The sequence below is a fragment of the Microcella sp. genome (genome assembly GCF_030645145.1).
In the GTDB taxonomy this organism is placed as follows: domain Bacteria; phylum Actinomycetota; class Actinomycetes; order Actinomycetales; family Microbacteriaceae; genus Microcella.
Map to the genome: position 1 here is coordinate 1 of NZ_JAUSMI010000161.1, position 26,012 is coordinate 26,012.

Consider the following 26,012-nt stretch of genomic DNA (forward strand, 5'->3'; position numbering starts at 1 on the left):
GGCGGCGGGCGTCGCGACCGGCGCGTCGCGGCCCGCGCCGTTGCGCCGCACGATGCGCGGCAGGACCGCGTCGGCGAGCGTCTCGGCGGCCCGCGCGAGCCAGGCGGCGAGAGCGCCGGGCTCGAGCTCGTCGTCGGAGCCCATGATCGCCACCCACTCCCCCGTCGCGGCGTCGAGTCCGGCATTGAAGGGGCCGGACGGCGAGCGGATGCCGTCGCGGTGCTCGAGAAGGCGGACGCGGGAGTCGTCGGCGAGCGCGCCGAGGCGGCCCGCGACGATCGCGGGGTCGAGGTCGTGGCAGACCACGGTGACGCGGACGGCGATGCCATCGGCGCCGGCGAGCGCGGACGAGACCGCCCGCTCGACGGGCCGCTCGGCGCTGTGCACGGCGATCACGAGGTCGATCGCCGGGTCGACGGCGGAGTCGCTCACGAGGTCGCCGCCGCCCGATTCCGCCATGACCTCGACCTTATAGACTCGGCCGTCGTGCGAATCATCAGCGTCGTCGGCGCCCGCCCCCAGTTCGTGAAGCTCGCGCCGATCGCGCGGGCCGCCACCGAGGCCGGCGTCGAGCACGTGATCGTGCACACCGGCCAGCACTACGACCCGATCATGAGCGACGTCTTCTTCGACGACCTCGGGATCCCCGCCCCCGACCTCCACCTCGGCATCGGCTCGGGCAGCCACGGCCACCAGACCGGCGCGATGCTCGGCCCGCTCGAGGACGCCTTCCTGCAGCACCGCCCCGACTGGGTGCTCGTCTACGGCGACACCAACTCGACGCTCGCCGCCGCGGTCGCGGCCGTGAAGATCCACCTGCCCCTCGCCCACCTCGAGGCGGGCCTGCGCTCGTTCAACCGCCGCATGCCGGAGGAGCACAACCGCGTGCTCACCGACCACGCCGCCGACCTGTGCCTCGCGCCCACCGAGCAGGCGATGACCCACCTCGCGGCGGAGGGGCTCGCCGACCGGTCGGTGCTCGTCGGCGACGTCATGACCGACGTGCTGTTCCAGGTGCGCGACGCCGCCGCCGACCGCGGAGCCTCCCCGATCGCGCACGCGCCGGGCACGTACTCGATCGCGACCATCCACCGCGCCGAGACGACCGACGACCGCGATCGCCTCGCGGCGGTCCTGGATGCTCTGCGCTCGCTCGACCACCCCGTGGTCCTGCTCGCCCACCCCCGCCTGGTTGCGCGGGCCGCCGAGTTCGGACTCGAGCTCGAGGGCGGCTCGCTCACGTCGCAGACGCCGCTCGCCTACCCCGACCTCGTCGCCGCCGTGCAGTCGAGCCGCGGCGTCGTGACCGACTCCGGAGGCCTGCAGAAGGAGGCGTTCCTGCTCCGCGTGCCGTGCACGACGGTGCGCACCGAGACCGAGTGGGTCGAGACCGTCGCCCTCGGCTGGAACGTGCTCGCGCTCACGAGCGACGAGATCCGCGCCGCGGCATCACGACCGGCGCCCGCGCCGACGGACGAGGCACCCTACGGCGACGGGTTCGCCGCCGGGCGGGTCATCGAGGCGCTGACGTCATCGCGTCGCTGAGCTCATCGCGGGGCTGAGCCGCTGATCGCGGCGAGGGCGAGCGCCCACTCCTCGACCTGGGTGTCGGAGGAGAGCGCCTGCGCCGAGCGGTCCGCGGCGAGCTTCCACTGCCGCACCTGGTCGACGTCGATGCCGTCGAGCACCCGGCGCAGGGCATCCCCATCGAAGCCCCCGCACACGGCGCCCAGCCCGCGCTCATTGACGATCCACGACATCTCGGGCGAGGGGCCCACGATGATGCCGAGCCGGGCCTGCACGTAGTCGAAGAACTTGTTCGGCAGCGCGTTGGCGTTGTTGAAGTTGACCGGGGGCAGCAGGTGCACCCCGACGTCGAACCGGTTGAGGGTCTCGTGCAGCTGGTCGTAGGCGACGGGCGGGTGCAGGGTGATGCGGGTCGAGTCGGCTACGCGGGCGCGGATCCGCTCCAGGTACGCCGGATCGTTGGGCGTGAGGTACAGGTCGAGCGAGACGTCGGCGATCGTGCCCTCGACGCCGTCGATGATCGCGTCGATGCCGCGGTCGGCGAGCGCCGCCCCGCTGTGCACGATCCGGATGCGCCCGGTCGCGGTGGCCTCGGATGGCGTCAGATCGCGGTAGGGGGCGGCGTTCGTCACGACGATCGGGTCGAGGCCGAACCGGGCCCGGTACTCGCGGGCGATGCGGGTGCCCACCGTGCTCGTCGAGGCGACGCCGACGACGAAGCGGCGCAGCTGCCAGCGGACGAAGGGGGCGACGAAGATCCGCCAGCGCGGAAGATCCTCCTTCTGCCGGGGGGCGTACTCGTGCAGGTCGGCGTGGATGCGCTGCGGCCCGACGACCTGCCGCGCGAGACCCGCCGCCTCGACGTCGTTCGCGAGCACCAGATCGACTTGCAGCCCCTCGAGCAGTCGGCGCGCCTCGGCGATCGCCGGGTTCCCCCAGTACGCCCGGCGGTACTGACGCGCGATGAGGGGGACGCGCGGCCAGCGCCAGAGCGGGAGCTCCTCCGGCACCTCCCGATGGTCGACGACTCCCTCGGGGGCGGGGCCGTAGCCGAGGGTCGTGACGGCGTAGTGGTCGCGGAAGCGCACGATCTGCTTGAGCACGCGGGCGTCGGAGACGAGGCGCGAGAACGAGATGATGAGCAGGCGCGGGCGGTCGGCGGCGGTCATCGGGTCCCCTCCAGCATGCGAGCGAGCCGCGTGCGCCATCCGTCGACCGCGACCTCCGCCGACAGCTCCTGAGCGGCGGCGTGCGCCGCCTGCTTGAAGGCGGCGACCTCCTCATCGGTCACGGTCGAGATGACGCGAGCCAAAGACTCCGCCGTGAAGTCGTCCGTCACGACGCCGAGGCGATGAGCCTCCACGTAGTGGGCCATCTGCGGCGTCGGTCCGATGAGGACCCCGAGGCGGGCCTGGACGAAGTCGAACAGCTTGTTCGGCAGCGCCCACTCGTAGTTGCGCGTCGTCGGAGGGAGCACGAACACGCCGAGGTCGTAGTCGTTCAGCCGCTCGACGAGCTCGCCGTACGGGACGGGCTCGCGCACCCGGACCCCCGGCACGGCCTCGGCGAGGTCTCGGAGCTCCTGGAGATGCCCGGGGTCGTTGGGCATGAGGAAGAGGTCGAGCTCGACCGCTCGACCGGAGAGCGCGACCGCCTCGATGAGCAGCTCGAGCCGCCGGTTGCGCAGGCAGACGCCGCTGTGGACGAGGCGCAGAGGGTGCCCGACCGGGGTCGGCCGCAGATCGGCGAACGGAGTCGCGTTGATGACGACGCCGACGTCGACGCCGCTGAGGCGGGAGTACTCGTCGGCGATGATCGGGGCGACCGTCGTGACGGCCGCCGCCCGCGGCAGGGAACGGCGCACGATCCGGAGGAGGACGGGCCGGACCCAGCGCATCCACCCCGCGTCGTTCGAGTGCTGACCCGGGCTGAACTCGTGCAGATCCGCGAGCACGCCCGCCGTCGACCGCACGTGCAGCGCGGTGGGGAGCGCCTCGATATCGTCGGCGATGATCGCATCGAAGCGGCGACCGCGGAGAGCGGAGGCGGCCCACGAGACCGCCGGCGACCGTCGCAGCGCGAGCGCGCCGAGCCGCAGGACGAGGAGCTTCGGGGCGAGGGGGAAGACGGAGAGACCGTCCGGGATGCGGATGTGCTCGCGGACGCCGTCGGGTCTCGGACCGTACCCGCAGGTCACGACCTCCCCGAACTCGCCGGCGAGACGCACCTGCTTGAGCACGCGCGCATCGGTCGCGATCGGCGAGAACGAGAGGATGAGGATGGTGCGCGCTTCGGGCATCGGCTCATTCTCCCGCACGGACCGCGTCACGCCTGCGACCTCGGCTCGGATCCCAGCGCGAGCACGCGACCGATGACCGAGGCCGACAGCGACCCGTCGTGAACCCGCCGGACGAACTCGGGCCCGCGAGCCGCCGACGCGAGCGCGGCGGACGGGTCGGCGGCGAGCTCGCGCAGCAGCCGGTAGAGCCCGTCCGGCGACGACGACAGGATCGGGGGCCGGAGCCCCGAGGCCGCGTCGACGCGATCCGCGACGCGCTCGTCGACGCTCCCGATGACGATGCGCCCTGCCGCCATCGCCTCGACGGCGGCGACGCCGTAGCTGCCCAGCCGGAACTGCTCGAGCACGACATCCGCCCCGCGGACGACCGCGGGCATCTCGGCGTGCGGAACGCCCTCGATGCGCCGGTACTCGATGACGCCCTCCGCGGCGAGGGTGCGGACGATCGGCTCGACGAGCTCGGAGCCCTTGATCGGTCCGCTGCTGGGAGCGTGGACGACCCGCAGGAGGCCGCCACGCTGAGGAGGAGGAGGCTCCATCGCCCAGAGCGCCGGGTCGACGACGACGGGGAGCCAGGTGGCCCCGGGCACGTCGTCGAGCAGGTCGGGAGTGGAGACGAGGGAGGGCACCCCGCTGCGCGCGGCGAGCCGCCGATTGCGGGTGGCGATCGCGTCGAGCTCACGGTGCGGCCACGAGGCGTCGGCGTAGGGCGAGTGCGCGTGCTCGCTCGCGTGGCGGCGGCCGTCTCGGATGTCGCTGCCGTGCCAGAGGAGAGCGGTGGTGATCCCCGTGCCGGCCAGCCAGCGCAGGTCGCGCTCGACGTCGCCGCGCACCCCTCCCGCGAGGATCGGCCGCCCGCTCTCGAGCAGGACGTGGGTGACGCTCTCCGCCATGGCGACCCGGAGGGCGCTCTGCCAGTCGCGCGACCAGGTGAACACCGGCGGCGGCACGAGGATCCCGACGTCGTGCGCGAAGCCGCCCGGTCTGCCGACCTGCAGCGACAGCGCCGCCACGCCATCGAGCTCCCGCTCGATCGAGCGGGCCCATGCCTCCCCCTGCCCGGCCGCGTTGACCGGCGCGACGAGCACGCGCGCTCGCGACGACGGCGGGAACTCCGGCACGGACGGCGGCGCGCTCGGATCGAACGAGCGCTCGCGCGGGAGGAGGCCCGCGATCACTCGATCCGGCACGAGACGCGAGAGGGCGCCCAGCACGGTCACGCCGCCTCCCACCGATCGATCCGGTACAGGACGAATCGGCGGAGCGTGGATTCACGATCGACCGCGCGACTGGGCGAGCGCGGGAGAGTGCGCCGGACCCAGGAGTCCGCGTCGGCGGCGGAGGCGGCGGTCAGCACCGCGTCGATCCCCTCGGCATCGGCGCGCGCCGCGGTCTCCAGCACGGACCGATCGGCGCTGCTGAAGGGATCGAGGACCGCCGGCGCGAGCGCGACAGCGTCGCGCACCGACGCGGCGAGCGCGGCGCGGTCGGACTCGCTCCAGACCCCCGGGTCGCGGCGCGCCCTGATCGCGCCCAGCACATGGATGCGAAGCAGTTTGATCGCGATCGCCCGGCGCATGGGGCGGGCGAGCGCGGCCACCCACTCCTGCGCGAGCAGTCGGCGGATCGGCTCGAGAGCGACCTCCGCGGGCCGGGGCGCCACCGTCACGCGGTCTGCGGCGTCGTCTCCGATCACATAGGCGGGCAGATGCACGGGGAAGTCGATCCGGATCGGCTGCGACCACAGCCAGGTGCTCAGCTCGAGGTCGACGCCGGCCGGAAGCCCCTTCACGAACGGCTCCGTCCGGCCGGCGAGGAGCGCGCGCCTGATCAGGGCGAGCGGAGAGCTGCGGTAGTAGAGGCGATCGAGCACGGGGTGCAGCGCGCGGCGGCGGCGCCACCGAGGGAGCGGGTTGCGGAGGAGCTCTCCGGATTGGTGCCGCAGCGGCACGATGAGCACGTCCGGCCCGCCGTTCTCGACCGCGGCGAGGTAGGCCGCGATCGCGCCCGGCTCGAACCAGTCATCCGAGCCCATGACGGCCACGAACTCGGCGGTCGCCGCCGTCACCCCGGCATTCAGCGGACCGGCGGGGCTGCGGACCCCGTCCAGGTGCGGGATCAGTCGCAGGCGGGCATCGATGCCGTCGAGCTCGGCGCGGATGACCTCCACGGGCACCTCGTGGCACACCACCGTCACGCGGACCCGCGGATCCTGCGTGTCCTCCAGCACCGAGCCGACCGCGCGACGGACGGGACGATCGGCGTTGTGGACGGCGATCACGAGGTCGAGGAGCAGGGGCTGCTCGGGGCCTCCGGTCATGCGGGGGCGAGTCCGGACAGGGTCGCCTGGACGGCGAACTCGGGCACGGACGCCACGAGCTCATCGAACGTGCCGCGGGCGACGACCCGGCCGCCGGCCATGAAGCACACCTGGTCGCTGTCGCGGATGGTCGAGAGCCGGTGCGCGACCGCGACGACCGTCACCTCGCCGCGCAGCTCGCGGATCGCCGCCGCGACATCCGACTCGGTCTTCGTGTCGAGCGCGCTCGTGGCCTCGTCGAGCACGAGGACGAGCGGGTCGTCGAACAGCGCTCGCGCGATGCCGAGCCGCTGGCGCTGCCCCCCGGAGAGCGACATGCCGCGATCGCCGACGCGCCCGTGGATGCCGCCCGGCCGCGACGCGATGACGTCCCAGAGCTGCGCACGGCGGAGCGCCTGCTCGACGCGGGCCTCGTCGATCTCGCCCTCCCAGACGAGCGCCACGTTCTCTGCGACCGTGCCGTCGAACAGCGCGACGTCCTGAGGCACGTAGCCGACGCGGGAGCGCCAGTCGGCGAGGACATCCTCCAGGCGCTGATCACCGACGGTCGCGGTGCCGGAGGACGGCACGAGCAGACCGAGGATCAGGTCGACGAGCGTCGACTTGCCCGCGCCGGACGACCCGACGAGCCCGAGGCTCGAGCCCATCGGCAGCCGGAGGGAGACCCCCTCGAGCGCGGGCGTGTCCGCGCCCGGATACGTGAAGGAGACGTCGACCAGCTCCAGCGCATCGGGCTCCCCCTCGATGGGGTCGTGGCCGATGGTCTCCGCGTGCTCGATGTAGGCCTCGGCCTGACGGATGTCCTGGATGACCGCGTGGACCTGCGGGACGTTCGCGTGCGTCGAGGTGACGATCGCCTGGAACCCGGTGAGCGAGGGCACGAGCCGGAAGCCCGCGACCCCGAATAGGGCCACGGCCGCGAAGGCTTCGGTGAGCCCGCCGCCGATGTAGGCGACCCCGCCGACGAGCAGGAAGCCGCCGACGAGAGCGGCGTCGAGCACGTACTTCGGCACCGAGCCGAGGAAGGAGATGTTGGCACGGGCGCGGGTCGTGTGGATCCGGTTGTCATGAATGACGCGCGCGACCTCGCCCGCCTTGTCGGCGAGAGTGATCTCCTTGAGAGCCGAGACCATATCGGTCATGAGTCGCGCGACCTTGAAGGAGTAGTCGCGATTGACGCGCCCCGCCTGGATGGATCGACGCGACACGACGAGGTAGAGAAGGGCGGCGATGGAGCCGAGATAGAGGACGGTGACGAGGGCGGTCACCGGCTGTGCGACGACGAGCACCACGAGCACGGCGGCGAACGTCGTCAGCAGACTCGGCAGCGTCGAGACAGGAAGCAAGAACCCGGCGGTCACGTTGGCGATCCCGACATCAGCCATCCGCACGAGCTGCGAGGTGTTCCGCTTCAATCGCTCCGTCCACGGCGCCCGGATGTACGCATCGAAGAGCCGGTCGCCGATCTCGAGCTCGAATCGGGCGAAGCGACGCGTCGCGAACCACTGCAACGCCATCGAGAAGGTCGACTTGGCGATGATGAGTCCGGAGACGACGACGAGGATCCAGACGTACCCCTCGACCTCGACCGTTCCCACGAGCGGAAGCTCGACCGGACGACCGGCGACCATCGCCCCGAGCGAGAGCGCCAGGAGCGCAAGCGCGCTGATGTCGATGAGAGCGAGGGCGCTCGTGACGATGATGTAGGCGATCAGGAAGTGAACGGCCCGCGGAGGCAGATGAGGGAGGATGCTCTTCAGCGTGCGCCAGATGAGGATCATGTCGACCTTTCCAGCAGTCTTGCGTACTCGTCGATCATGCGCTGCGCGTCGTTCTCCCATCGGAGTTCCGCGGCCGCGCGATCAAAACCGTCTTCGAAATCCGCGCGCCGGCCCACGGTTCGCTGGATCGCCCGAGCGATACCGATGCTGTCAGCATCCTCGTCGACCAGAGTCCCGATGCCATAGCCGTCAACGATTGATGCGATGTCTGGCAGGCTCACCGCGACGATCGGGAGTCGACCATGAACCGACTCGAAGAGCTTGTTCGGCATGGAGTACCGATGGCTGAGACTCGTGGCTCGCGTCAGCACGAGCGAGCAGTCGGCATCGGCGATGACGGTGCTGACAAGCTCTGGCGCGACGGGGTTGAGGAGGTGGAGTCTCTCGCTCGCTCCGACGGACCGCGCGATGTTGACCATCTCGATCCGCATGGACTCAGAGCTAGGGCCGATCAAGACCAAGTGACAGTCTTCGGGAAGATGCGACAGCGACCGAACGGCATCCTCGATGCCTCGACGGAGTGTGATGCTGCCGCAATGGACGATCACCGTCTCACTCTCGGACAGACCGGCCATGCTCCGCAGGGTACCCCGCGTCCGATCGCCAGCTGTGGGCGCCGAAACGGGTATGTTCCGCACCAGTATCGGACGACGATCGAGAGCGTACGTGCGCTGAATCCAGTCAGCGATGGAATTGGAGACCGTCAGCACCGAGCTCGCCCGTCTCGCGCCGCGTTGCTCGACTGCACGCTCCCACCGCGGTGCCAGCCATCGGCCCGGGCGAGTGGTCCTATCCGTCCACAACTCGTGCGAGTCATACACGAAGGGAATCCGGCGCCCTGAGGCTCGCATGGCGGGCGCGAGAGTGTTCGCATCATTGGCGTGAATGAGGTCGGGGCCCCAAGAGCGCAAGGCTCGGGAGGCGTGCCACCAGAAACTTCCCATTCGCACGGTGAGGTCAAGTCGTTGCCACAGATCGACGGCGAGCTGCTTCGCGCGATTCGCCGCAGGCGCGCGGCTAACAGCATGGTTGTCTCTCGGGGACGGCGCGGGGGCGTCGGCCCCGATGGTGACCATCTCGGTCCGCGGGGTCTCGAGCGTCGAAGGCTGGCTGCCTGTGTTCTGAGGAGCGCGACCCAGCGCACGTCGGACGACGTCACCCCACAGGGGAAGCAGATGCTTGAGTTCGACAACACGGATCCGCAGGATCTCGAAGCCGTGCTCGGTTTCGTACAGCCCGGGTCCGAAGCGGCTGTCGCGTGTGGATACCGCCACCACGCGGACAGCGGCCCCCGCCTGAACGAGCGATGTCGCCTGCTTGATGACTCGCGAGTCCGAACTCATGTCGTTGTAGACGAGCACTCCGACTCGGCGGCCGGTTAAGGGACGATCAGATTTCACGTGGTAACTCTCGCTCCCAGTCGCACCTAGAGCGTGTGCGACTCGGTCAAGGATAGTGGGGCCGTCCGGGGCGGCCGGCGCGTACCCTTGGGACCCGTGCCGTCCGAATCGTCCGCAGCCGTTCGGCCGCCGCGTCTCGACTCGCTCACGGGTCTGCGCTGGTGGGCGGCGTTCGGTGTCTTCCTCCACCACATGACCAACCTCGCACCGCTCCCGGTGCACGCCGCGCTCGCGCTCGGAAACTACGGCGTGATGTTCTTCTTCGTGCTCTCGGGCTTCGTCCTCACGTGGTCCGCGCAGGCGGTGTCGACGAGCACGTTCTACTGGCGGCGGTTCGCGCGCATCTACCCCGCCCACCTCGTGGCGCTCGCCCTCGCCGTCCCCGTCTTCTACAGCCTCACGCCCGCCGCCGAGGACTGGTGGGTCAAGCCGTTCGATCTCGGCATCCTCCTGCTCTCGGTCGTCCTGCTGCAGGGCTGGTGGCGCGAGCCGACGATCCTGTTCTCGGGGAACCCGGCCGCGTGGACGCTCACGTGCGAGGCGTTCTTCTACGCCCTGCACCCCTGGATCTCGCGAGTCCTCCGCCTGCTGACGTCGCGCGGGGCGATCGCGGGCGCCGCGGCGCTCATCGTCCTGGCGTTCGTCTGGCGGATCGGCGACCAGCTCGCGCCCGAGCTCGTGCCGTCAGCACTCCCCTGGCCCGTCGCGCGACTGGGCGAGTTCGTGCTTGGCATGCTCCTCGCGCACGCGATGCGGACCGGCTGGCACCCCCGCCTCCGGGCCGGCGCGACGATGATCGCCTCCCTGCTGCTCCTCGCCCTGATCGCCGTCACCGTCGCCACGTCGTGGCTCGGCCCGCTCGAGTCGATCATCCGCCCCTTCATCAACGAGTGGATGCTCGTGACCTGCGCCGCTCTCATCACCGCGGTCGCGGCGCGCGATCTCCGAGGCGGGAAATCGCTCCTCCGCCACCCCGTGCTCGTGCGCCTGGGAGAGGCCTCCTACGCCTTCTACCTCGTGCACGCCACGATCATCTACGCCATGCTCTCGCTCGTCGGTCGGCAGGTCGGCCCCGTCGCCGTCGTCTGGTATCCGCTCATGCTCGCGGTCTGCATCGCCGCGGCCTTCGCCCTGCATCTCCTGGTCGAGAAGCCGATGGAGCGTCGCCTGCGGCGCTGGGGCGATGCGCGCGAGGAGGCGCGGCGGACTGCCGGGGCCGAGCTCGACGGCGACCCGGGACGATCGCGCGAGCTCGTCTGAGCTACGTCGACGCCGGTCGGGTCGCGAGCCGCTCGACGGCGTCGGCGGCGCGATCGGCGGAGGCTCCGAGCGAGAGCTCGGCCCGGGCCCAGCGGGCGAGCTCGGCACGGTCGGCCGGCGAGGGAGCGCGGTCGCGCGCCGCGCGCAGCGCCTCGGCCACGGCATCCGGGTCATGGGGCACGGCGCGACCGAGCGGCGCGCTGCTCGCGAACGCCGTCCCCGGCCCGTCACCGGCGTAGAGGACCGGGGTGCCGGTCGAAACCGCGGCGTACATCTTCGTCGGGAAGGCGAAGCCATACCCGCCGTCGGGCTTGACGCTCGCGACCGCCACGCGCGCGCCGCGCAGCCAGCGAGCGGTCTCCGCCGCCGGCACGGTGTCGACGAACTCGACGCGCCCGGGGGCGATCGCCTCGGCGCGGGCTCGCAGCGCGCCGCGCTCGACGCCCGCCCCGAGGAACACCAGGCGCATCCCCGTCACCGACGCCATCGCCTCGACGAAGACGCCCGCCCCGTGGACCTCGCTCGCCGTGCCCGCGTAGAGGGCGTACGGCTCGTCCCGGACGACCGCATCGCCCTCGGCGGAGAAGACGACGGTGTCGATGCCGTTGCCGACCTCCTCGATGCGGGCCGCGGGCACGCCGAGGTCGCGGAGCCGCGCCGTCACGGTCGCGGAGACCGAGAGCACCCGCGCAGCGCCGCGCCAGGAGAGTCGCTCGAGAGCGCGGACGACCGAGACGATCGGCCCCGGGCTGCCCGCGCTCTGCGCGGCGTCGGCCAGGATGTCGCCCGCGTAATAGGCGTAGGGGATCCTCCGCACGGCGCACACGGCGCGCACGACCGCGCCCGTCGTCGGCGGCGGCTCGACGACGACCGCGTCGGCGCGCCGGGCCATCAGCAATCGGACGACGAGGGGCACGTCGAAGCTCAGGTACTGCAGGTAGCCCCGCACGGCACCGGAGCGATCGCGGAGGACGCATGCGCGTCGAACCAGGACGCCCGGCGGGTCGGCGATCGTCTGCGACTCGGGCGGGCGGCTCGTGAGCACCTCGACCTCGTGGCCGCGCGCGACGAGAGCCCTCGCGAGCGCTTCCAGCCGGAAGGCCGCGGCCGCGGGCTCCGGCGAGAAGATGCGGCTCGCGATGACGACGCGCATCGTCAGAAGTCGACCGCGACGCCCGTTCGGGCCGAGCGGAGCATCCCCTCGACGACCTCGAGAGTGCGCAGACCCTGCTCCATCGTGACGACGTCGGTCTGCTCGCCGAGGACGGCGTCGCGGAAGTTCTCGTGCTCGACGCGCAGCGGCTCGCGCTTGGCGAAGGCGTAGCGGATGACGTCGCCCTCGCTCACGCCGCGGAAGCTCGACACCGACTCCCACTCGAGCGGGATCGTGCCGTTCGCATAGAAGGTGAGATCGCCCGTCGCGGTGTCGGCGACGAACGCGCCGCGCTCGCCCGTGACGATCGTGATGCGCTCCTTCATCGGGCTCAGCCAGTTCACCAGGTGCGAGACGACCGTGCCGTTCGCGAGCCGGCCCGTCGCCGTCACCATGTCCTCGTACTCGCGGCCGCTCTTGTGCGCCGTCTGCGCGAAGACCGTGCGGTAGGTGCTCTGCGCGACCCACGCGGTGAGGTCGATGTCGTGGCTCGCGAGGTCCTTGCCCACGCCGACGTCGGCGATGCGCGACGGGAATGGGCCCTGACGGCGCGTGGCGATCTGGTAGACGTCGCCCAGGTCGCCGGCCTCGAGGCGGCGGCGGAGCTCCTGCAGAGCGGGGTTGAAGCGCTCGATGTGGCCGACCGCGCCGACGAGCCCCTTCGCGGCGAAGGCGTCGACCATGCGCTGGCCCGCCTCGACGGTGTCGGCGATCGGCTTCTCGACGAGCGTGTGGACCCCGGCCTCCGCGAGCCGGAGAGCGGCATCCTCATGGAATCGCGTCGGGACGGCCACGACCGCGATGTCGATGCCCTCGGCGATGAGCGCGTCGATGTCGGGCAGGATCGGCAGTCGCCCGGCGACGCCGTGCGGGTCGCCGCCCGGGTCAGCGATCGCGACGAGCTCGACGCCGGGGAGCTCGCGCAGCACGCGGGCGTGGTGGCGGCCCATCATCCCGACGCCGAGGAGGCCGGCGCGGAGCTCGCTCATCAGGAGCCCGCCTTCGCGACCTTGTTCACGGCCTTGACGATGCGCGCGAGGTCCTTCTTCGTGAGCGACGGGTGCACGGGCAGCGACACGACCTCGGCGGCGGCGCGCTCGGTCTCGGGAAGGTCGAGACCGGGGGCGAACTTCGCGAGCGAGGAGAGGCGGTGGTTCGGGATCGGGTAGTAGACGCCCGAGCCGATGCCGTGCTCCTCGCGGAGCGCCTTCACGAAGCCGTCGCGGTCGTGCGGCACGCGGATCGTGTACTGGTGGTAGACGTGCACCGCGCCCGGGGCGACGACCGGCGTCTGCACGTTCTTCAGGTGGCGGTCGAGGTAGGCGGCGTTCTGCTGACGGGCGGCCGTCCAGCGGTCGACCTTCGTGAGCTGGACGCGACCGATCGCGGCGTGGATGTCGGTCATGCGGGCGTTGAAGCCGACGACCTCGTTCTCGTACTGCTTCTCCATGCCCTGGTTGCGGAGCAGCTTGACCGCGCGCACGAGGCCGGCGTCGTCGCACGCGACCATGCCGCCCTCGCCCGAGGTCATGTTCTTCGTCGGGTAGAGGCTGAACATCGCGAAGCGGCCCCAGGTGCCGACGGGGCGGCCGTCGAGGGCGGCGCCGTGCGCCTGCGCGGCGTCCTCGTAGATCTCGATGCCGTACTTCTTCGCGATCGCCTCGAGCTCGCGCATGCGGGCGGGGTGGCCGTAGAGGTGCACGGGCATGATCGCCTTCGTGCGCGTCGTGATGGCGGCCTCCACCGCCGCCGGGTCGAGACCGAAGGTCTCGGGCTCGATGTCGACGAAGACGGGAGTGGCACCGGTGAGGGCGACCGAGTTGCCGGTCGCGGCGAAGGTGAACGAGGGCACGATGACCTCGTCGCCCGGGCCCACGCCGGCGGCGAGCTGGCCGAGGTGCTGGCCGGCCGTCCCGCTGTTGACCGCGACGCACGCGCGGCCCTGGACGAAGTGGTCGCCGAACTCCTGCTCGAACGCGGCCACCTCGGGGCCCTGGGCGATCATGCCGGTCTTCATCACGCGCATGACGGCGCGTCGCTCGTCGCGGCCGATGATCGGCTTCGCGGCGGGGATCAGGGGCTTGCTCACGCGGGGGCGTCCTCTCTCAGTGCTCCGTCGTTCTCGCGGTAGGTCTCGCCCGTCTGCGGGCAGACCCACGCGCCGTCCTTCTCGATCAGGCGCACGCCCGCACGACCCACCCAGCCGAGGCGCCGCGCGGGCACCCCCGCCATGAGGGCGAAATCGGGGACGTCCTTCGTCACGACGCTGCCTGCGGCGATCGTCGCCCAGCGGCCGATCGTGACCGGCGCGACGCACACCGCGCGAGCGCCGATCGCGGCGCCCTCGCGAATCGTCACGCCCACGGGCTCCCAGTCGTGGGCCGACTTCGGGCTGCCGTCGGGGTTGACCGCGCGCGGGTAGGTGTCGTTCGTGAGGACGACGGCGGGGCCGATGAAGACGCCGGCCTCGAGGCGCGCGGGCTCGTAGACGAGCGCGTAATTCTGCACCTTGCAGTTGTCGCCCATCTCGACGCCCGTGCCGATGTAGGCGCCGCGGCCGACGACGCAGTTGCGGCCGAGTCGCGCGTCTTCGCGGACCTGGGCCAGATGCCAGATCGACGAGCCCGCGCCGATGGTCGCGGAGTCGGCGACATCGGCGGAATCGACGATGCGCACGTCGGACGGTGCAGTCACGGAAGGGGCTCCCAGGAGATCGAGGCGAGGGCTCGGCGCGGGCTCTCAGGCTATCGCGTTCTGCCAGAATGGCCGGTATGCCCTCCGCTCACTCCTCCGGCGACTCCCGCGCGCCCGGGACCGAGCGCGACGGCGGCACGTGGGTGGTCATCCCCCTCTTCAACGAGTCGAGCGTGATCGCCGGAGTGATCGAGGGGCTGCTCGAGGTGGTCGAGCACGTCGTGTGCGTCGACGACGGCTCGACCGACGGGTCGGCGGAGATCGCCGAAGCCGCCGGAGCCCGCGTCGTGCGGCACCCGTACAACCTCGGGCAGGGCGCGGCCCTGCAGACGGGCATCGGCTACGCGCGCGAGCAGCCGGGCGCGGAGTTCATCGTGACCTTCGACGCCGACGGCCAGCATAGGGTCGTCGACGCGCTCGCGATGGTCGCCCTGGCGCGCGAGGAGGACGCCGCGATCGTCTTCGGCTCGCGTTTCCTCGACGACCGCACGCGGCCCGGTCTGCTGAAGAAGGCGGTGCTCAAGACGGCCGTGTGGGTCACGAACCTGACCACGGGCCTCACGCTGACGGATGCCCACAACGGGCTCCGCGTCATCCGCATCGACGCCGCTCGCGCCGTCAACCTCAAGCAGGACCGCATGGCCCACGCCACCGAGATCGTGCTGCAGCTGGGCCGAACGGGGCTCCCCTACCGCGAGTTCCCGGTCGAGGTGCTCTACACGGAGTACTCGCGTGCCAAGGGCCAGTCGCTCCTGAACTCGATCAACATCCTCGTCGACCTCGTGATCAACTGAGCGGAAGGACGACGCCATGTGGTTCCAGATCCTCCTCGTCCTCGTGCTCGTGGGCACGGCGGTGTACCTCGTCCGCTCGACGCCCAACGCGAAGCACCTCGCGATCCGTCGCCTCGTCGTCTTCCTCGGCCTCGCCGCCGGCGTCGTCGTCGTCCTCGCCCCGGGCCTCCTGACCCGCATGGCCAACGCCGTCGGCATCGGTCGCGGCGCCGACCTGCTCTTCTACGTCGCGATCGTCGCCGGCCTCGTCTACGTCGTCAACGAGTACAAGAGGTCCGTGCAGCTCTCGCGGGCCAACACGCAGCTCGCCCGCGAGCTCGCGCTCGCCGAGGCCCGGCTGCAGGACCGCATCGCCGAGCTCGAACGAAAGGAACCATCGTGAAGATCGCCGTCATCGCCCTCGGGAAGATCGGCCTCCCCCTCGCCGTGCAGTTCGCATCGAAGGGGCACGAGGTGGTCGGGGTCGACGTGAACCCCGCGACGGTCGAGGCCGTGAACGCCGGCCGCGAGCCGTTCCCCGGCGAGGCGCACCTGCAGGAGCTCCTGAGCGAGCTCGTCCCCGCCGGGCGGCTGCGCGCCACGACCGACTACGCCGACGCCGTCCCCGGCGCCGATGCCGTCGTGCTCGTCGTGCCGCTCTTCGTCGACGAGGAGGCCGTGCCCGATTTCGGCTGGATGGACACGGCCACGCGCAGCCTCGCCGCGCACCTCACCCCCGGGACCCTCGTCGCGTACGAGACGACCCTCCCGGTCGGGACGACCCGCACCCGCTGGAAGCCGATGCTCGAGGAGGGCTCGGGCCTGACCGAGGGCACCGACTTCCACCTCGTCTTCTCCCCCGAGCGCGTTCTCACCGGCCGCGTGTTCGCCGACCTGCGCAAGTACCCCAAGCTCGTCGGCGGGCTCTCCCCCGCCGGCGCCGCGGCGGCGGTCGAGTTCTACGAGGCCGTCCTCGACTTCGACGACCGCCCCGACCTCGCCCGCGGCAACGGCGTATGGGATCTCGGCAGCGCCGAGGCCGCCGAGATGGCGAAGCTCGCCGAGACCACGTACCGCGACGTCAACATCGGGCTCGCGAACCAGTTCGCGCAGTACGCCGCCACCGCCGGAATCGACATCTACCAGGTGATCGACGCGAGCAACTCGCAGCCGTACAGCCACATCCACCAGCCCGGCATCGCCGTCGGCGGCCACTGCATCCCCGTCTACCCGCGCCTGTACCTGTGGAACGACCCGGCCGCCACGGTCGTGCGCGCCGCGCGCGAGGCCAACGCGGGAATGCCCGACTACACGGTCGGCCTCCTCGAGGGCGTGCACGGCGACCTCACCGGGCAGCGCGTCGTCGTGCTCGGCGCCGCCTACCGCGGCGGCGTCAAGGAGACCGCGTTCTCCGGCGTGTTCCCGGCCGTCGAGGCGCTCCGCGCGCGCGGCGCCGAGGTGCTCGTGCACGACCCGCTCTACAGCGACGACGAGCTCGCGCGCTTCGGCTGGACGCCGTTCCACCTGGGCGATGGCGCGGACGCCGCGATCGTCCAGGCCGATCACGCCGAGTACCGCGAGCTGACGCCGAGCGATCTGCCGGGCATCCGCACCTTCATCGACGGCCGTCGCGTCTCGAGCGCCGACCGCTGGCCGGACGCGACGTACCGCGTCATCGGCATCGCGCAGGCGTAGGCCCGCCCCGTGCGGATCGCGCTCGCGACAGGGCTGCTGCCCGTTCCGCCGACCTACTTCGCGCTGCAGCACGGCGAGCGCCTCCGCGCCGAGCACGACGTGCGCATGTTCGCCCTCGCGGCCGACATCCGCGACCCTGCCGTGACGATCGAGGTGGATGCCGTCGTCCCGTCGGTCGGGGCCTGGCCGGCCCGCATCGCCGCCGCATTCGCCACCGCGCCGCTGTCCGCCAGGGCGCAGGCGCGAAGGATCGCGCGCTTCGGGCCGGACGTCGTCCACCAGCACTTCGCCACCTGGTCGCGCGGTGCGCTCGACGGCGCGCAGCTCGCAGGGGCGCCGGTCGTGACGACCCTGCACGGATACGACGTCTTCGCGGCCGAGCGCTCGGGCGGGTCGCCGCTCCAGCGCTTCCACCGCCGCAGCGCCGCAGCGACCGCCGCACGCTCCGACCGGCTGCTCGCGGTGAGCGAATACCTCGCCTCCCGAGCGATCGCGGCGGGCTTCCCCGCCGATCGGCTCGAGGTTCACTACCAGGGCGTCGACACCGACCTGTTCACGCCGGGCCCGGACTCCGCCGAGCGCGGGGTGCCGAGCATCGTCTTCATCGGCGCTCTCGCCGAGCGGAAGGGCGTCGACGACCTGCTCGCGGCGTCCATCGCGGTCTCGCCCCGAGCGGAGCACCGGCTCGTGGTCATCGGGGCGGGCCCGCTCGCGGAGAAGGTGCGCGCGACGGCGACCCCGCACCGCCACATCGACGTGCTCGGCTCGATCCCCCGCGAGTCCGTGCTCGAGCAGCTGCGGGGTGCGCGCGCGCTCGTCCTGCCGACCCGCCTGCACGAGGGGTGGCGCGAGGCCGCCGGACTCGTGCTGCTCGAGGCTCAGGCCTGCGGCATCCCGGTCATCACGTACCGGAGCGGGGGCGCGCCGGAGATGGTCGACGACGGACGTACGGGCGTCGTGGTCGACGAAGACGACGTCCGGGCGCTCGCGCGAGCGATCGCCGACGTGATCGACCTGCCCGATCGCGAATGGTTGGCGATGAGTGTTCGGGCACGGGCGTTCGTCGTCGAGCGACGGAGCCTCGCGGCGAGCGTGCTGCAGCTCTCCGCGACCTACCGCGAGCTCGTCGGCTGAGCAGACGGCGCCAGGATCGGGACGACCGACGGGATCCGCGGCCAGGCGGCGAGCAGCAGCGCGACGAGAGCGGCCCACGCGATCGAGGCGAGGACCCACAGGAGCATCGGCGAGGCCACGCCCGGCCACCACCACTCGAGACCCGAATCGAGATTCACCGACTTCACGTCGTCACCGGTCAGGTAGCGGCGGAGGTTGACGTAGAGCGAGAGCGACTGCGTGCCGACGAGAGTGAGGCCCACGAGCCAGCGCTGGGCGAGCGAGAGGCGCAGCGTGCGGCTCCGCGACTCGAGGAGGGCGAAGCCGGCCAGCAGCACGATGAGCGGAAGCAGGTAGCGGGGCTGGACCTCCGAGCCCACCTGGTCACCGCCCCGCGTGAGAGTCCACGTCGGGATGAACCACAGGGCCACGGCGGCGCCCGTGAAGACGAGCGCCTTGCGCCAGTCGACGTGGGCGAGACCCGTGAAGGCGACGGCGACGAAGACGGCCACGCCGCCGAACGCGATGACGGCGGGGAGCGGCGTGTCGAACCAGCCCAGGCTCCAGAACCCCAGCACGCCCGCCCACAGGGAGGGGACGTTGAGCAGATTGGTGATCGCGAGCCCGAGCCCGTTCGACGCCGCGGGAGGTGCCGCCGGTCCGCCCGGCACCGTGGGTGCGGGCCCCGCGTTCCCCGGGGAGTCCGTCCCGCCGAAGCCCTCCGCGGCGCTCGAGAGCTGGCCGGCCGCGAACGTCGCGACGAGAGCGAGGATCGCGACCGCGAAGGGCAGGATGCTCGTCACGAGGAAGGCGCGCGACGGCGCGAACCGCAGGAAGAGGGCCGCCGCGATCGCGAGCACGGCGTAGACGCCGGCATCGGCCCGCGCGCCGGCCGCCATGAGCACGCCGAGGGCGAAGATCCCCGCGAGGATCCAGCGCCGACGCCCGGTCGTGTCCAGATGGCCGATGAGACCGAGCCACGCGACCGCGACGCCCACGATCGCCCACGAGCTCGGATTCAGCGACGGGATCAGGAACATCCCGAGCGGGACGATGGAGATGAGGACGGAGCCGATCGCCATGATCCGGTGCCGCGCGGGCAGGAGGACGGCGAGCGCCGTCATGAGCCCGACGAAGAGAGCCGCGTTGAGCATCCGCATCGCGAGGGCGGAGGTCTGCACGTCGTCGGAGGCGAGGATCGACATCGTCGCGTAGAACACCGGAGGGTAGGCGCCGAGGAAGTTGCCCCGGTCGGACTCGACGAGGCGCGGCTCGTCGTAGGCGCCGACCTGGCAGGCGGCGGACTCCGTCGAGAAGCGCGCGAAGCACGGGTCGATCGCGAACGCGCTCGGGACGGCGCGCGTCGCCGGGTCGCCGGTCTCCTCGCACAGGCTCGTGCGGTCGCCGGCCGCGCACCAGATGCTCGCCAGGTGGTAGTCCTCATCGGGGGAGGAGCCGACCGGCGAGGAGTAGGACCAGCCGGCGAGGACGAGGAACGCCAGGAGCGGCAGCAGGATCAGTCGAGCGCGCGCGGGGAGACGGAGCCCACGGAGGCGAGGAGTCGGGATCGGCATGGCGAGCTTCAGCGTACCGGGGCCATCGCCCTCCGGCCCCGGAGCGCCGGGGGCGACGGCGCCGCGAGACCGCCGTCCCGTAGACTGGCGGAACCCTCCCCTTGAGACGAGAGCACCCCCTTTTGGCTGATCCCGCCGCGACCCTCCGCTCCGAGCGCATCGCACTCCTCCCGCTCGCCGAGGTCGGCCGACCCGGGGGTCTTCTGCAGGGCACGGCGCGCTCGATCCGCGACATCTGGAGCCGGCGCGAGCTGCTGGGGCTCCTCGTCCGGCGCGAGCTCAAGGCCCGCTACAAGAACAGCTCGCTCGGACTCGTGTGGAGCCTCATGCGCCCGCTCAGCCAGCTGCTCATCTACTACTTCGCCGTCGGCGAGATCATCGGCCTCGCGCGGGCCATCCCCGACTTCGCGATCTTCGTCTTCGTCGGCCTCACGGCGTGGACGCTGTTCTCCGAGATCCTGTCGAACGCGACCTCCTCGATCATCCACAACCAGGGGCTCGTCAAGAAGGTCTACCTGCCGCGCGAGATCTTCCCGCTCGCGAGCGTCGGCGGCGCGCTGTTCAACTTCGCGGTGCAGTTCCTCATCCTGCTCATCGCGGTGCTCGCGCTCGGGCGCTTCCCGCTCACTCTCGACATCGTGTACGCGGCGGCGGCGTTCATCATGCTCGTGACCTTCGCGACCGCGCTCGGCGTGCTGCTCGCGGGGCTCACCGTGTACTTCCGCGACCTCGAGCACCTCATCGAGGTCGTGCTCGCCGTGCTGTTCTGGGCGTCGCCGATCGTGTACTCCTACACGTTCGTGCGCGACGCGATCGGCGGCAGCATCCTCGAGCAGATCTACCTCGCCAACCCGGTCACGATCGCCGTGCTCGGCTTCCAGCGAGGGCTCTGGATCGCCGGGTCGGACCCGGTGACCGGGATCGAATGGCCACCCGACCTCGCACTGCGCATGCTCGGCATCTTCCTGTTCAGCGTCGTGCTGCTCTGGGTCAGCCAGCGGATCTTCTCGCGCCTGCAGGGCAACTTCGCGCAGGAGCTGTGACGTGACGACCTCCCCCGCCATCGTCGACGTGGCCGACGTCTCGAAGCGCTTCGTGCTGCATCAGGACAAGTCGCTCAAGGAGCGCATCGTCGCGTTCGCCCGATCGCGCGAGCACCAGCAGGACTTCTGGGCGCTCCGCGACATCGACCTGAGCATCGAGACCGGCTCGACCGTCGGCCTCGTCGGGCACAACGGCTCGGGGAAGAGCACGCTGCTCAAGATCATCGGCGGGATCATCCAGCCGACCTCCGGAACGGTGCGCCGACGCGGGCGCCTCGCCGCCCTTCTCGAGCTCGGCGCGGGCTTCCACCCCGACCTCACCGGGCGAGAGAACGTCTACCTCAACGCCGCCATCCTCGGCCTCACGCGCGCAGAGACGGACAAGTACTTCGACGCGATCGTCGACTTCTCGGGCATCGAGAGCTTCATCGACACCCAGGTGAAGTTCTACAGCTCGGGCATGTACGTGCGACTCGCGTTCGCCGTCTCCGTCCACGTCGACCCCGACCTCCTCCTCGTCGACGAGGTCCTCGCCGTCGGCGATGAGCCGTTCCAGCGAAAGTGCCTCGCGAAGATCGCCGACTTCCAGCGCGAGGGCCGCACGATCGTCTTCGTCAGCCACTCCTCCGACCAGGTCGGGCAGCTGTGCGACCGCGTCGTCGTCCTCGACCACGGGCAGATGGTCCACGACGGGAGCGCCGCCGACGGCATCAAGGCGCTGCGATCGACCTTCGAGGCAGCGCACTCGAGCCCCGCTCGCACCACGGGCGCGGACGGCGCTCTCACGAGCGGCGCGCGCATCGACGACGTCCGCGTCACGTCGACCTCGACCGATCTCTCCGGCGACTACCTCCCCGGCGGAGACCTCCTCGTCGAGATCGACTACACGATCGGCTCCGTGCCGAGCGGCTGGATCGCCGGCATCGATATCGAGACCCCCGTCGGCCAGGGCGTCTACCGCATCAACACCGACGGGCTCGGCATCGAGCTGCCGACCTCGCCCGGCAACTACTCGCTCACCATCACCCTCGGCGGCAACGCGCTCGGCGCCGGCTCGTACCAGGTGCACGCGAGCCTCGTCACTCCGCAGGGCCGCGACATCGACCGCCGCCAGCCGGCCGCGAGCTTCTCGGTCTCGACCGAGCCGGGCGCCGTGGGCGTCGTGCACTTCCGGGCGAGCGCCGACCTCCACGCGACCTGACGCCGGCGCAGGCTGGTCCGGCGCCGTCCCTCTTCAGCGCCGACTGGCCTCGAGCGACCCCGCGGCGATCGCGCCGTCGTCCGAGAGGTCGACCGTCGTCGCCGGCCGGTAGCTCGACCACTTGCGCACCTGGAAGACCGGGTTGAAGAGCAGCCAGTAGAGCTTGCGGCGCAGCCCGAAGTCGCGATCGCGGGCGATGCGCAGCGAATCGCCGAGGATGCCGCGGAGGGTGAGCCGGAGCTGGGCTCCGCGCGACATCGGCGGGATGTCGAAGCCGATCCGACGCAGGCCGACCGTCTCGTCGAAGATGCGCTTGCCGTACTCGGCGAGCGTCAGATCGTTGGAGTGCTCCACGGCGCCGAGCGGCGCGTAGGCCTTGATGAGCCCGGCGCGGATGACGTCCTGCCCGAAGAGCTGGTCCTCCGCGTAGGGCACCTCCCGGTACGGGATCGTCTCGGTGAGGACGCTCCGCCGAGCGGCGGAGTTCACGTCGGAGTAGAACCCCAGGCCCGCGACCGCCGACTCGTCGAGCTCGCCGGGCGGCCGCCGGTAGAGGGTGACCCCGCCGTCGGGGCCGAGCCCTGCGAAGACGCCGCGGATCTCGTACTTCAGCAGCGGGAAGCAGCGCGGTCGCGGCACCTGCTTGCCGACGACGCCCACGACGTCCGGCGAGATCGCGAACGGGGCGAGCATGGAGGCGAGCCAGTGCTCCCCGATCGGGACGGCGTCGTGCGTGAGGTAGACGACGAACTCGCCGTGCGCGAGCTGCGCCGCGAGGTTCCTGGTGCGCCCGTGCTGGAACTCGGTGTTCGGGATGCGGTGGAGCCGCACCTCGGGGAACGCCTCGATGATCGAGAGGGTCGCATCCGTCGAGCCCGAGTCGATCACGAGGATCTCGATCTCTCCGGGGACCCCGGTCTGGAGGCGGAGCGATTCGAGGATGCGGCGCAGGTGGTCCTCGCCGTTGTAGGTGAGGATCGCGACCGTCGCCGTGACGCTCCGGGGCACGTGCGCCTTCCCGGTCATGCGCGCTCTCCCGTCATGTCGGCCCACGTCGCCGCGATGCCCTCCTCGAGCGTCGTCGGCACGCTGATCCCGAACTCCTCATCGAAGCGGGTGACGTCGAGGACGACGCGATCGACGAAGGTCGCGGGGGTCGGGATCTCGTGCACCCGGACGGGCGCACCGGTGACCCGCCCGATGGCGTCGAGAACCTCGGTGACGGACGAGCCGCGGCCGCTGCCGAGGTTGTACACCTCGTGACGCGGGTCGGCGTCGACGAGGGGGACGAGCATCCGCACCAGATCGTCGACGTAGACGTAGTCCCGCACCATCGAGCCGTCGCCGTAGCGTGCGACGCTCTCGCCGCGCGCGATCTGCCGCAGCGCGATCGGGATGAGCCCCTGCTTGCGATTGGGGTGCTGGCGCGTGCCGTAGGGATTGGAGATCCGCAGGCTGGTCGATCGGAGGCCGTGCTTCGCGCCGAAGTAGCGCAAGTAGTGCTCGATCGTGAGCTTGCCGATGCCGTAGGGCGAGATCGGGAGGGTGGGGGACGTCTCCGAGAAGTCCGAGCGCTCCTGCGGCCCGTAGATGGCGCCGCCGGTCGAGGCGAAGTAGACGTGCCGCACGCCCGCCTCGGCGCACGCGGTGAGGAGCTCCACCGTCTGGATGACGTTCGTGCGGATGTCGAGGGTCGGGTCGGCCTCCGCCGTCGCGGGCGACGTGGTCGCCAGGAAGTGGAACACGACCTCGTGACCGCGGACCGCCGCCTCGAGATCGGAGCGGCTCAGGAAGTCGCCGGGGAGCATCCGCACGGCCGACGACCGGAAGGTGGGCACGCCGGTGCTGAACCGGTCGAAGGCGGTGACGCGGTGGCCGCCCTCGCTCAGGGCGTCGACGAGGTGCGAGCCGATGAAGCCGTTGCCTCCGACCACCAGGACGTCAGCCACGCATCCCCCGCTCGAACGCCTCGATGAACTGCCGACCCGAATCGGCCCAGTTCACATCGACGACCGACTCCGACATCGCGATGGCGCGCTCGACCTGATCGGGGCGATCCACGATCTCGACCATGCGGCGCGCGATCGCCATCGGGGAGGCGGGAACGTACTCGATGTGCGGGTTGTCGCTCACCATGCGGTTGTTCGGGCCGTCGTTGACGACCGGTGCGACGCCGCTCGACATGAGCTCGAGCGGGAGGAGCGACATGTTCGACAGGGACATGACGAGACCGGCCGCGCACCGGTTGTAGAGCGCGTTGAGCTCGGAGACGTCGAGCATGGCCTCGTTGCGGAAGGCGAACGGGAGCTCCCAGTTCGAGACGTCCCATCCCGCCATGTTGATCGGCACGTCCGGTCGCATCCGGGCGAAGTCGGCGAGCGCCAGCACACCGAACTCGAAGGCCCGGCGCTCGGTCACGGGCCGGGCGTAGAAGAAGACCTCGTTCCGGCGCTCGCGGTTCGTCACCGAGTAGTGGACCTTGTCGACCGCGAAGTCGAAGGAATCGGTCGTCATGCCGTACTCGTCCCGCAGCTTGTGCGCGAGCCAGCCGCCGGCCGTGATGCCGTGGAAGCCGAACCGGTAGGTGTTCTCGGCGAGGAGCGACTGCGACCCGAGCGCGTAGAAGCTCGGCTCGAAATCCTGCACGAAGTAGAAGCGGCGGGCGCGGCTCGGGTCGCGGAAGACGGGGTACGCGGTCTCCCAGCCGGTCGCGAAGATCGCCTGCGCCTCGGGGTGGATGCCGTCCTCCGGGCGGTAGAGGCGGATGTCGGCCTCGACGTCGGCGTAGCCGGAGGAGCTCCGGATCATGGCGCGGACGTCGGGGATGCTCACGGGCGCACCGAGCGCGGAGTAGAGGTAGATCGTGCAGCGGTGACCGGCCTCCTCCGCGAAGCGGATGAAGCGGAACAGGTTCTGATGCCCACCGCTTCCCTGGCCGGGGGTCGACATGACCCACGCGATGTCGACCGACCCCTCGGAGACGCTGATGGGGTCGCGCAGCTGCTCGCCCGGCTCTGTCCAGTCGACGGACGCCGCGTCGTCGAGGTCGACGAGGAGGACGGGGCGATCCTTGCGCAGCACGGTGTGCGCCTTCGCCGCGACGCGGCTCGCGAATTCGCGGGGACCCTCATCGCGCAGGATGCGGAAGGGTCGCAGCAGTCGGAAGAGCTTCGGTCGTGCCATGGGGTTCCTCTCAGAGGAACGAACCGTTCGCGTCGTCGGGGCGGGATCGTTCGATGTCGTCGGCGCTCCGTCGGAGACCCGACCGGTCCAGTCTATTCGGGCTCGCCGTCGCGGGGCGCGAGGAGGCCCTGCAGATACGTGCCGTATCCACTCTTGGCGAGCGGTGCGGCGAGCTCGGCGAGCCGCGCGTCATTGATCCACCCGGCGCGCCAGGCGATCTCCTCGATGCACCCGATCTTGAAGCCCTGGCGGTCCTCGATGACGCGCACGTACTCGGAGGCCTGCATCATCGACTCGAAGGTCCCGGTGTCGAGCCAGGCCGTCCCGCGGTCGAGCACCTGCACCTGCAGGCGACCGGCGTCCAGGTAGTGCTCGTTGATGCTCGAGATCTCGAGCTCGCCGCGCGCGCTCGGCGTGATCGTCTTCGCGATCTTCACGACCTCGTTGTCGTAGAAGTAGAGGCCGGGCACCGCGTAGCTGCTCTTCGGCCGCGCGGGCTTCTCCTCGATCGACACCGCGGTCATGGTCTCGTCGAACTCGACGACGCCGTAGGCGCGGGGGTTGGCGACCTGGTAGGCGAAGATGAGCCCGCCGTCGATCGTCCCGTGCGAACGGAGCGAGGACCCGAGCCCGGTGCCGTGGAAGATGTTGTCGCCCAGGACGAGCGCGACGCTGTCGTCGCCGATGAACTCCTCACCGATGATGAAGGCCTGCGCGAGGCCGTCGGGCGAGGGCTGGACGGCGTACTCCAGACGGATCCCGAGGTCGCTGCCGTCGCCCAGGAGCGCCTGGAACTGCTCGTTGTACTCGGGCGTCGTGATGATCAGGATCTCGCGGATGTCGGCCATCATGAGCGTCGACAGCGGGTAGTAGATCATCGGCTTGTCGTAGATCGGCATGAGCTGCTTCGAGATGCCCTTGGTGATGGGCCACAGCCGCGTGCCCGACCCCCCGGCGAGGATGATTCCCTTCACAGCGTTCCCTTCCGACCCCGGC

24 protein-coding genes and 1 pseudogene are annotated in these 26,012 nt (G+C 71.1%); 8 read left to right on the forward strand and 17 right to left on the reverse strand.

The features are described 5' to 3' along the window. Positions 1–459 (reverse strand): glycosyltransferase family 2 protein (locus Q7T15_RS10885; protein ID WP_304696182.1); only part of this gene is annotated, 459 nt, incomplete at its 3' end. A gap of 27 nt (positions 460–486) precedes the next feature. Here Q7T15_RS10885 and wecB point away from each other — a divergent pair. Further along, a complete protein-coding gene (gene wecB / locus Q7T15_RS10890) occupies positions 487–1,545 on the forward strand; it encodes a non-hydrolyzing UDP-N-acetylglucosamine 2-epimerase (RefSeq protein WP_304696184.1) in 1,059 nt (352 codons plus the stop codon). Positions 1,546–1,547: 2 nt separating this feature from the next. Here the strand turns inward: wecB and Q7T15_RS10895 are convergent, their stop codons facing one another. The 7 genes and pseudogenes from Q7T15_RS10895 to Q7T15_RS12370 form a co-directional block, all read right to left on the reverse strand. Continuing rightward, complete coding sequence (locus Q7T15_RS10895; protein WP_304696186.1) at positions 1,548–2,696, reverse strand: glycosyltransferase family 1 protein; 1,149 nt, start codon at positions 2,694–2,696, stop codon at positions 1,548–1,550. Further along, on the reverse strand, positions 2,693–3,826 hold the full coding sequence (locus tag Q7T15_RS10900; protein WP_304696188.1) for a glycosyltransferase: 1,134 nt from the start codon (positions 3,824–3,826) through the stop codon (positions 2,693–2,695). The genes Q7T15_RS10895 and Q7T15_RS10900 overlap by 4 nt, the downstream gene beginning before the upstream one ends. 26 nt (positions 3,827–3,852) lie before the next feature. Beyond that, complete coding sequence (locus tag Q7T15_RS10905; RefSeq protein ID WP_304696190.1) at positions 3,853–5,046, reverse strand: hypothetical protein; 1,194 nt, start codon at positions 5,044–5,046, stop codon at positions 3,853–3,855. Continuing rightward, a complete protein-coding gene (locus Q7T15_RS10910) occupies positions 5,043–6,146 on the reverse strand; it encodes a glycosyltransferase (protein WP_304696192.1) in 1,104 nt (367 codons plus the stop codon). The genes Q7T15_RS10905 and Q7T15_RS10910 overlap by 4 nt, the downstream gene beginning before the upstream one ends. Beyond that, positions 6,143–7,927 carry an ABC transporter ATP-binding protein gene (locus Q7T15_RS10915; RefSeq protein ID WP_304696194.1) on the reverse strand — a complete coding sequence of 595 codons (1,785 nt, stop codon included), beginning with the start codon at positions 7,925–7,927 and terminating at the stop codon, positions 6,143–6,145. The genes Q7T15_RS10910 and Q7T15_RS10915 overlap by 4 nt, the downstream gene beginning before the upstream one ends. After that, the gene (locus Q7T15_RS10920; RefSeq protein ID WP_304696196.1) at positions 7,924–8,502 is read right to left on the reverse strand and encodes a glycosyltransferase; all 579 of its coding nucleotides are present in this window, start codon (positions 8,500–8,502) and stop codon (positions 7,924–7,926) included. The genes Q7T15_RS10915 and Q7T15_RS10920 overlap by 4 nt, the downstream gene beginning before the upstream one ends. Positions 8,503–8,574: 72 nt before the next feature. Further along, positions 8,575–9,270 (reverse strand): annotated as a pseudogene (locus Q7T15_RS12370) (glycosyltransferase family 4 protein); the annotation flags it as partial. A 153-nt stretch (positions 9,271–9,423) separates the two neighbouring features. Here Q7T15_RS12370 and Q7T15_RS10925 point away from each other — a divergent pair. Next, the gene (locus Q7T15_RS10925; protein ID WP_304696198.1) at positions 9,424–10,587 is read left to right on the forward strand and encodes an acyltransferase; all 1,164 of its coding nucleotides are present in this window, start codon (positions 9,424–9,426) and stop codon (positions 10,585–10,587) included. 1 nt (position 10,588) lies between these two features. Here Q7T15_RS10925 and Q7T15_RS10930 read toward each other — a convergent pair whose 3' ends face one another. From Q7T15_RS10930 to Q7T15_RS10945, 4 genes are read right to left on the reverse strand one after another with little or no spacing between them, the layout of a single operon-like run. Beyond that, a complete protein-coding gene (locus Q7T15_RS10930; protein ID WP_304696200.1) occupies positions 10,589–11,740 on the reverse strand; it encodes a glycosyltransferase family 4 protein in 1,152 nt (383 codons plus the stop codon). Between the two features lie 2 nt (positions 11,741–11,742). Beyond that, entirely contained in the window at positions 11,743–12,729 is a 987-nt protein-coding gene (locus tag Q7T15_RS10935; RefSeq protein WP_304696202.1) for a Gfo/Idh/MocA family protein, read from the reverse strand. Then, positions 12,729–13,829: a DegT/DnrJ/EryC1/StrS aminotransferase family protein gene (locus tag Q7T15_RS10940; protein ID WP_304696204.1), complete on the reverse strand. Its 1,101-nt coding sequence runs from the start codon at positions 13,827–13,829 to the stop codon at positions 12,729–12,731. Before Q7T15_RS10940 ends, Q7T15_RS10935 begins: the two co-directional genes overlap by 1 nt. Continuing rightward, positions 13,826–14,434 carry an acyltransferase gene (locus tag Q7T15_RS10945; RefSeq protein WP_304696206.1) on the reverse strand — a complete coding sequence of 203 codons (609 nt, stop codon included), beginning with the start codon at positions 14,432–14,434 and terminating at the stop codon, positions 13,826–13,828. Before Q7T15_RS10945 ends, Q7T15_RS10940 begins: the two co-directional genes overlap by 4 nt. 77 nt (positions 14,435–14,511) lie before the next feature. On the opposite strand from Q7T15_RS10945, the gene Q7T15_RS10950 reads away from it, so the two are divergent. From Q7T15_RS10950 to Q7T15_RS10965, 4 genes are read left to right on the forward strand one after another with little or no spacing between them, the layout of a single operon-like run. After that, complete coding sequence (locus tag Q7T15_RS10950; RefSeq protein WP_304696208.1) at positions 14,512–15,228, forward strand: glycosyltransferase family 2 protein; 717 nt, start codon at positions 14,512–14,514, stop codon at positions 15,226–15,228. Positions 15,229–15,244: 16 nt separating this feature from the next. After that, a complete protein-coding gene (locus Q7T15_RS10955) occupies positions 15,245–15,610 on the forward strand; it encodes a DUF2304 domain-containing protein (protein ID WP_304696210.1) in 366 nt (121 codons plus the stop codon). Beyond that, positions 15,607–16,902: a nucleotide sugar dehydrogenase gene (locus Q7T15_RS10960; RefSeq protein WP_304696212.1), complete on the forward strand. Its 1,296-nt coding sequence runs from the start codon at positions 15,607–15,609 to the stop codon at positions 16,900–16,902. The genes Q7T15_RS10955 and Q7T15_RS10960 overlap by 4 nt, the downstream gene beginning before the upstream one ends. A gap of 9 nt (positions 16,903–16,911) precedes the next feature. After that, positions 16,912–18,036, forward strand: a complete 1,125-nt coding sequence (locus Q7T15_RS10965) for a glycosyltransferase (RefSeq protein WP_304696214.1) — start codon at positions 16,912–16,914, stop codon at positions 18,034–18,036. Here the strand turns inward: Q7T15_RS10965 and Q7T15_RS10970 are convergent. Then, positions 18,015–19,589: a DUF2142 domain-containing protein gene (locus Q7T15_RS10970; RefSeq protein ID WP_304696216.1), complete on the reverse strand. Its 1,575-nt coding sequence runs from the start codon at positions 19,587–19,589 to the stop codon at positions 18,015–18,017. The two genes, Q7T15_RS10965 and Q7T15_RS10970, sit on opposite strands and share 22 nt — an antisense overlap. Before the next feature lie 122 nt (positions 19,590–19,711). On the opposite strand from Q7T15_RS10970, the gene Q7T15_RS10975 reads away from it, so the two are divergent. After that, on the forward strand, positions 19,712–20,632 hold the full coding sequence (locus Q7T15_RS10975) for an ABC transporter permease (RefSeq protein WP_304696218.1): 921 nt from the start codon (positions 19,712–19,714) through the stop codon (positions 20,630–20,632). A 1-nt stretch (position 20,633) separates the two neighbouring features. Further along, positions 20,634–21,833, forward strand: a complete 1,200-nt coding sequence (locus tag Q7T15_RS10980; protein ID WP_304696220.1) for an ABC transporter ATP-binding protein — start codon at positions 20,634–20,636, stop codon at positions 21,831–21,833. Between the two features lie 33 nt (positions 21,834–21,866). On the opposite strand, the gene Q7T15_RS10985 is transcribed toward Q7T15_RS10980, so the two are convergent. The 4 genes from Q7T15_RS10985 to rfbA all read right to left on the reverse strand — a co-directional run bounded on the left by Q7T15_RS10985 (position 21,867) and on the right by rfbA (position 25,990). Further along, positions 21,867–22,859 carry a glycosyltransferase family A protein gene (locus Q7T15_RS10985; protein ID WP_304696222.1) on the reverse strand — a complete coding sequence of 331 codons (993 nt, stop codon included), beginning with the start codon at positions 22,857–22,859 and terminating at the stop codon, positions 21,867–21,869. Then, entirely contained in the window at positions 22,856–23,782 is a 927-nt protein-coding gene (locus Q7T15_RS10990; protein WP_304696224.1) for an NAD-dependent epimerase/dehydratase family protein, read from the reverse strand. The genes Q7T15_RS10985 and Q7T15_RS10990 overlap by 4 nt, the downstream gene beginning before the upstream one ends. Continuing rightward, the gene (locus Q7T15_RS10995; protein ID WP_304696226.1) at positions 23,775–25,016 is read right to left on the reverse strand and encodes a glycosyltransferase family 1 protein; all 1,242 of its coding nucleotides are present in this window, start codon (positions 25,014–25,016) and stop codon (positions 23,775–23,777) included. Before Q7T15_RS10995 ends, Q7T15_RS10990 begins: the two co-directional genes overlap by 8 nt. A 92-nt stretch (positions 25,017–25,108) precedes the next feature. Further along, positions 25,109–25,990 carry a glucose-1-phosphate thymidylyltransferase RfbA gene (gene rfbA / locus Q7T15_RS11000; RefSeq protein WP_304696228.1) on the reverse strand — a complete coding sequence of 294 codons (882 nt, stop codon included), beginning with the start codon at positions 25,988–25,990 and terminating at the stop codon, positions 25,109–25,111. Between the last annotated feature and the right edge of the window lie 22 nt (positions 25,991–26,012).

What these genes read in the sequence shown, in the direction of transcription:
- Q7T15_RS10895 (WP_304696186.1), bottom strand. Translation starts at nt 2,696, where the DNA reads ATGACCGCCGCCGACCGCCCGCGCCTGCTCATCATCTCGTTCTCGCGC.
- Q7T15_RS10900 (WP_304696188.1), bottom strand. Translation starts at nt 3,826, where the DNA reads ATGCCCGAAGCGCGCACCATCCTCATCCTCTCGTTCTCGCCGATCGCG.
- Q7T15_RS10910 (WP_304696192.1), bottom strand. Translation starts at nt 6,146, where the DNA reads ATGACCGGAGGCCCCGAGCAGCCCCTGCTCCTCGACCTCGTGATCGCC.
- Q7T15_RS10915 (WP_304696194.1), bottom strand. Translation starts at nt 7,927, where the DNA reads ATGATCCTCATCTGGCGCACGCTGAAGAGCATCCTCCCTCATCTGCCT.
- Q7T15_RS10920 (WP_304696196.1), bottom strand. Translation starts at nt 8,502, where the DNA reads ATGGCCGGTCTGTCCGAGAGTGAGACGGTGATCGTCCATTGCGGCAGC.
- Q7T15_RS10930 (WP_304696200.1), bottom strand. Translation starts at nt 11,740, where the DNA reads ATGCGCGTCGTCATCGCGAGCCGCATCTTCTCGCCGGAGCCCGCGGCC.
- Q7T15_RS10935 (WP_304696202.1), bottom strand. Translation starts at nt 12,729, where the DNA reads ATGAGCGAGCTCCGCGCCGGCCTCCTCGGCGTCGGGATGATGGGCCGC.
- Q7T15_RS10950 (WP_304696208.1), top strand. Translation starts at nt 14,512, where the DNA reads ATGCCCTCCGCTCACTCCTCCGGCGACTCCCGCGCGCCCGGGACCGAG.
- Q7T15_RS10955 (WP_304696210.1), top strand. Translation starts at nt 15,245, where the DNA reads ATGTGGTTCCAGATCCTCCTCGTCCTCGTGCTCGTGGGCACGGCGGTG.
- Q7T15_RS10970 (WP_304696216.1), bottom strand. Translation starts at nt 19,589, where the DNA reads ATGCCGATCCCGACTCCTCGCCTCCGTGGGCTCCGTCTCCCCGCGCGC.
- Q7T15_RS10985 (WP_304696222.1), bottom strand. Translation starts at nt 22,859, where the DNA reads ATGACCGGGAAGGCGCACGTGCCCCGGAGCGTCACGGCGACGGTCGCG.
- Q7T15_RS10995 (WP_304696226.1), bottom strand. Translation starts at nt 25,016, where the DNA reads ATGGCACGACCGAAGCTCTTCCGACTGCTGCGACCCTTCCGCATCCTG.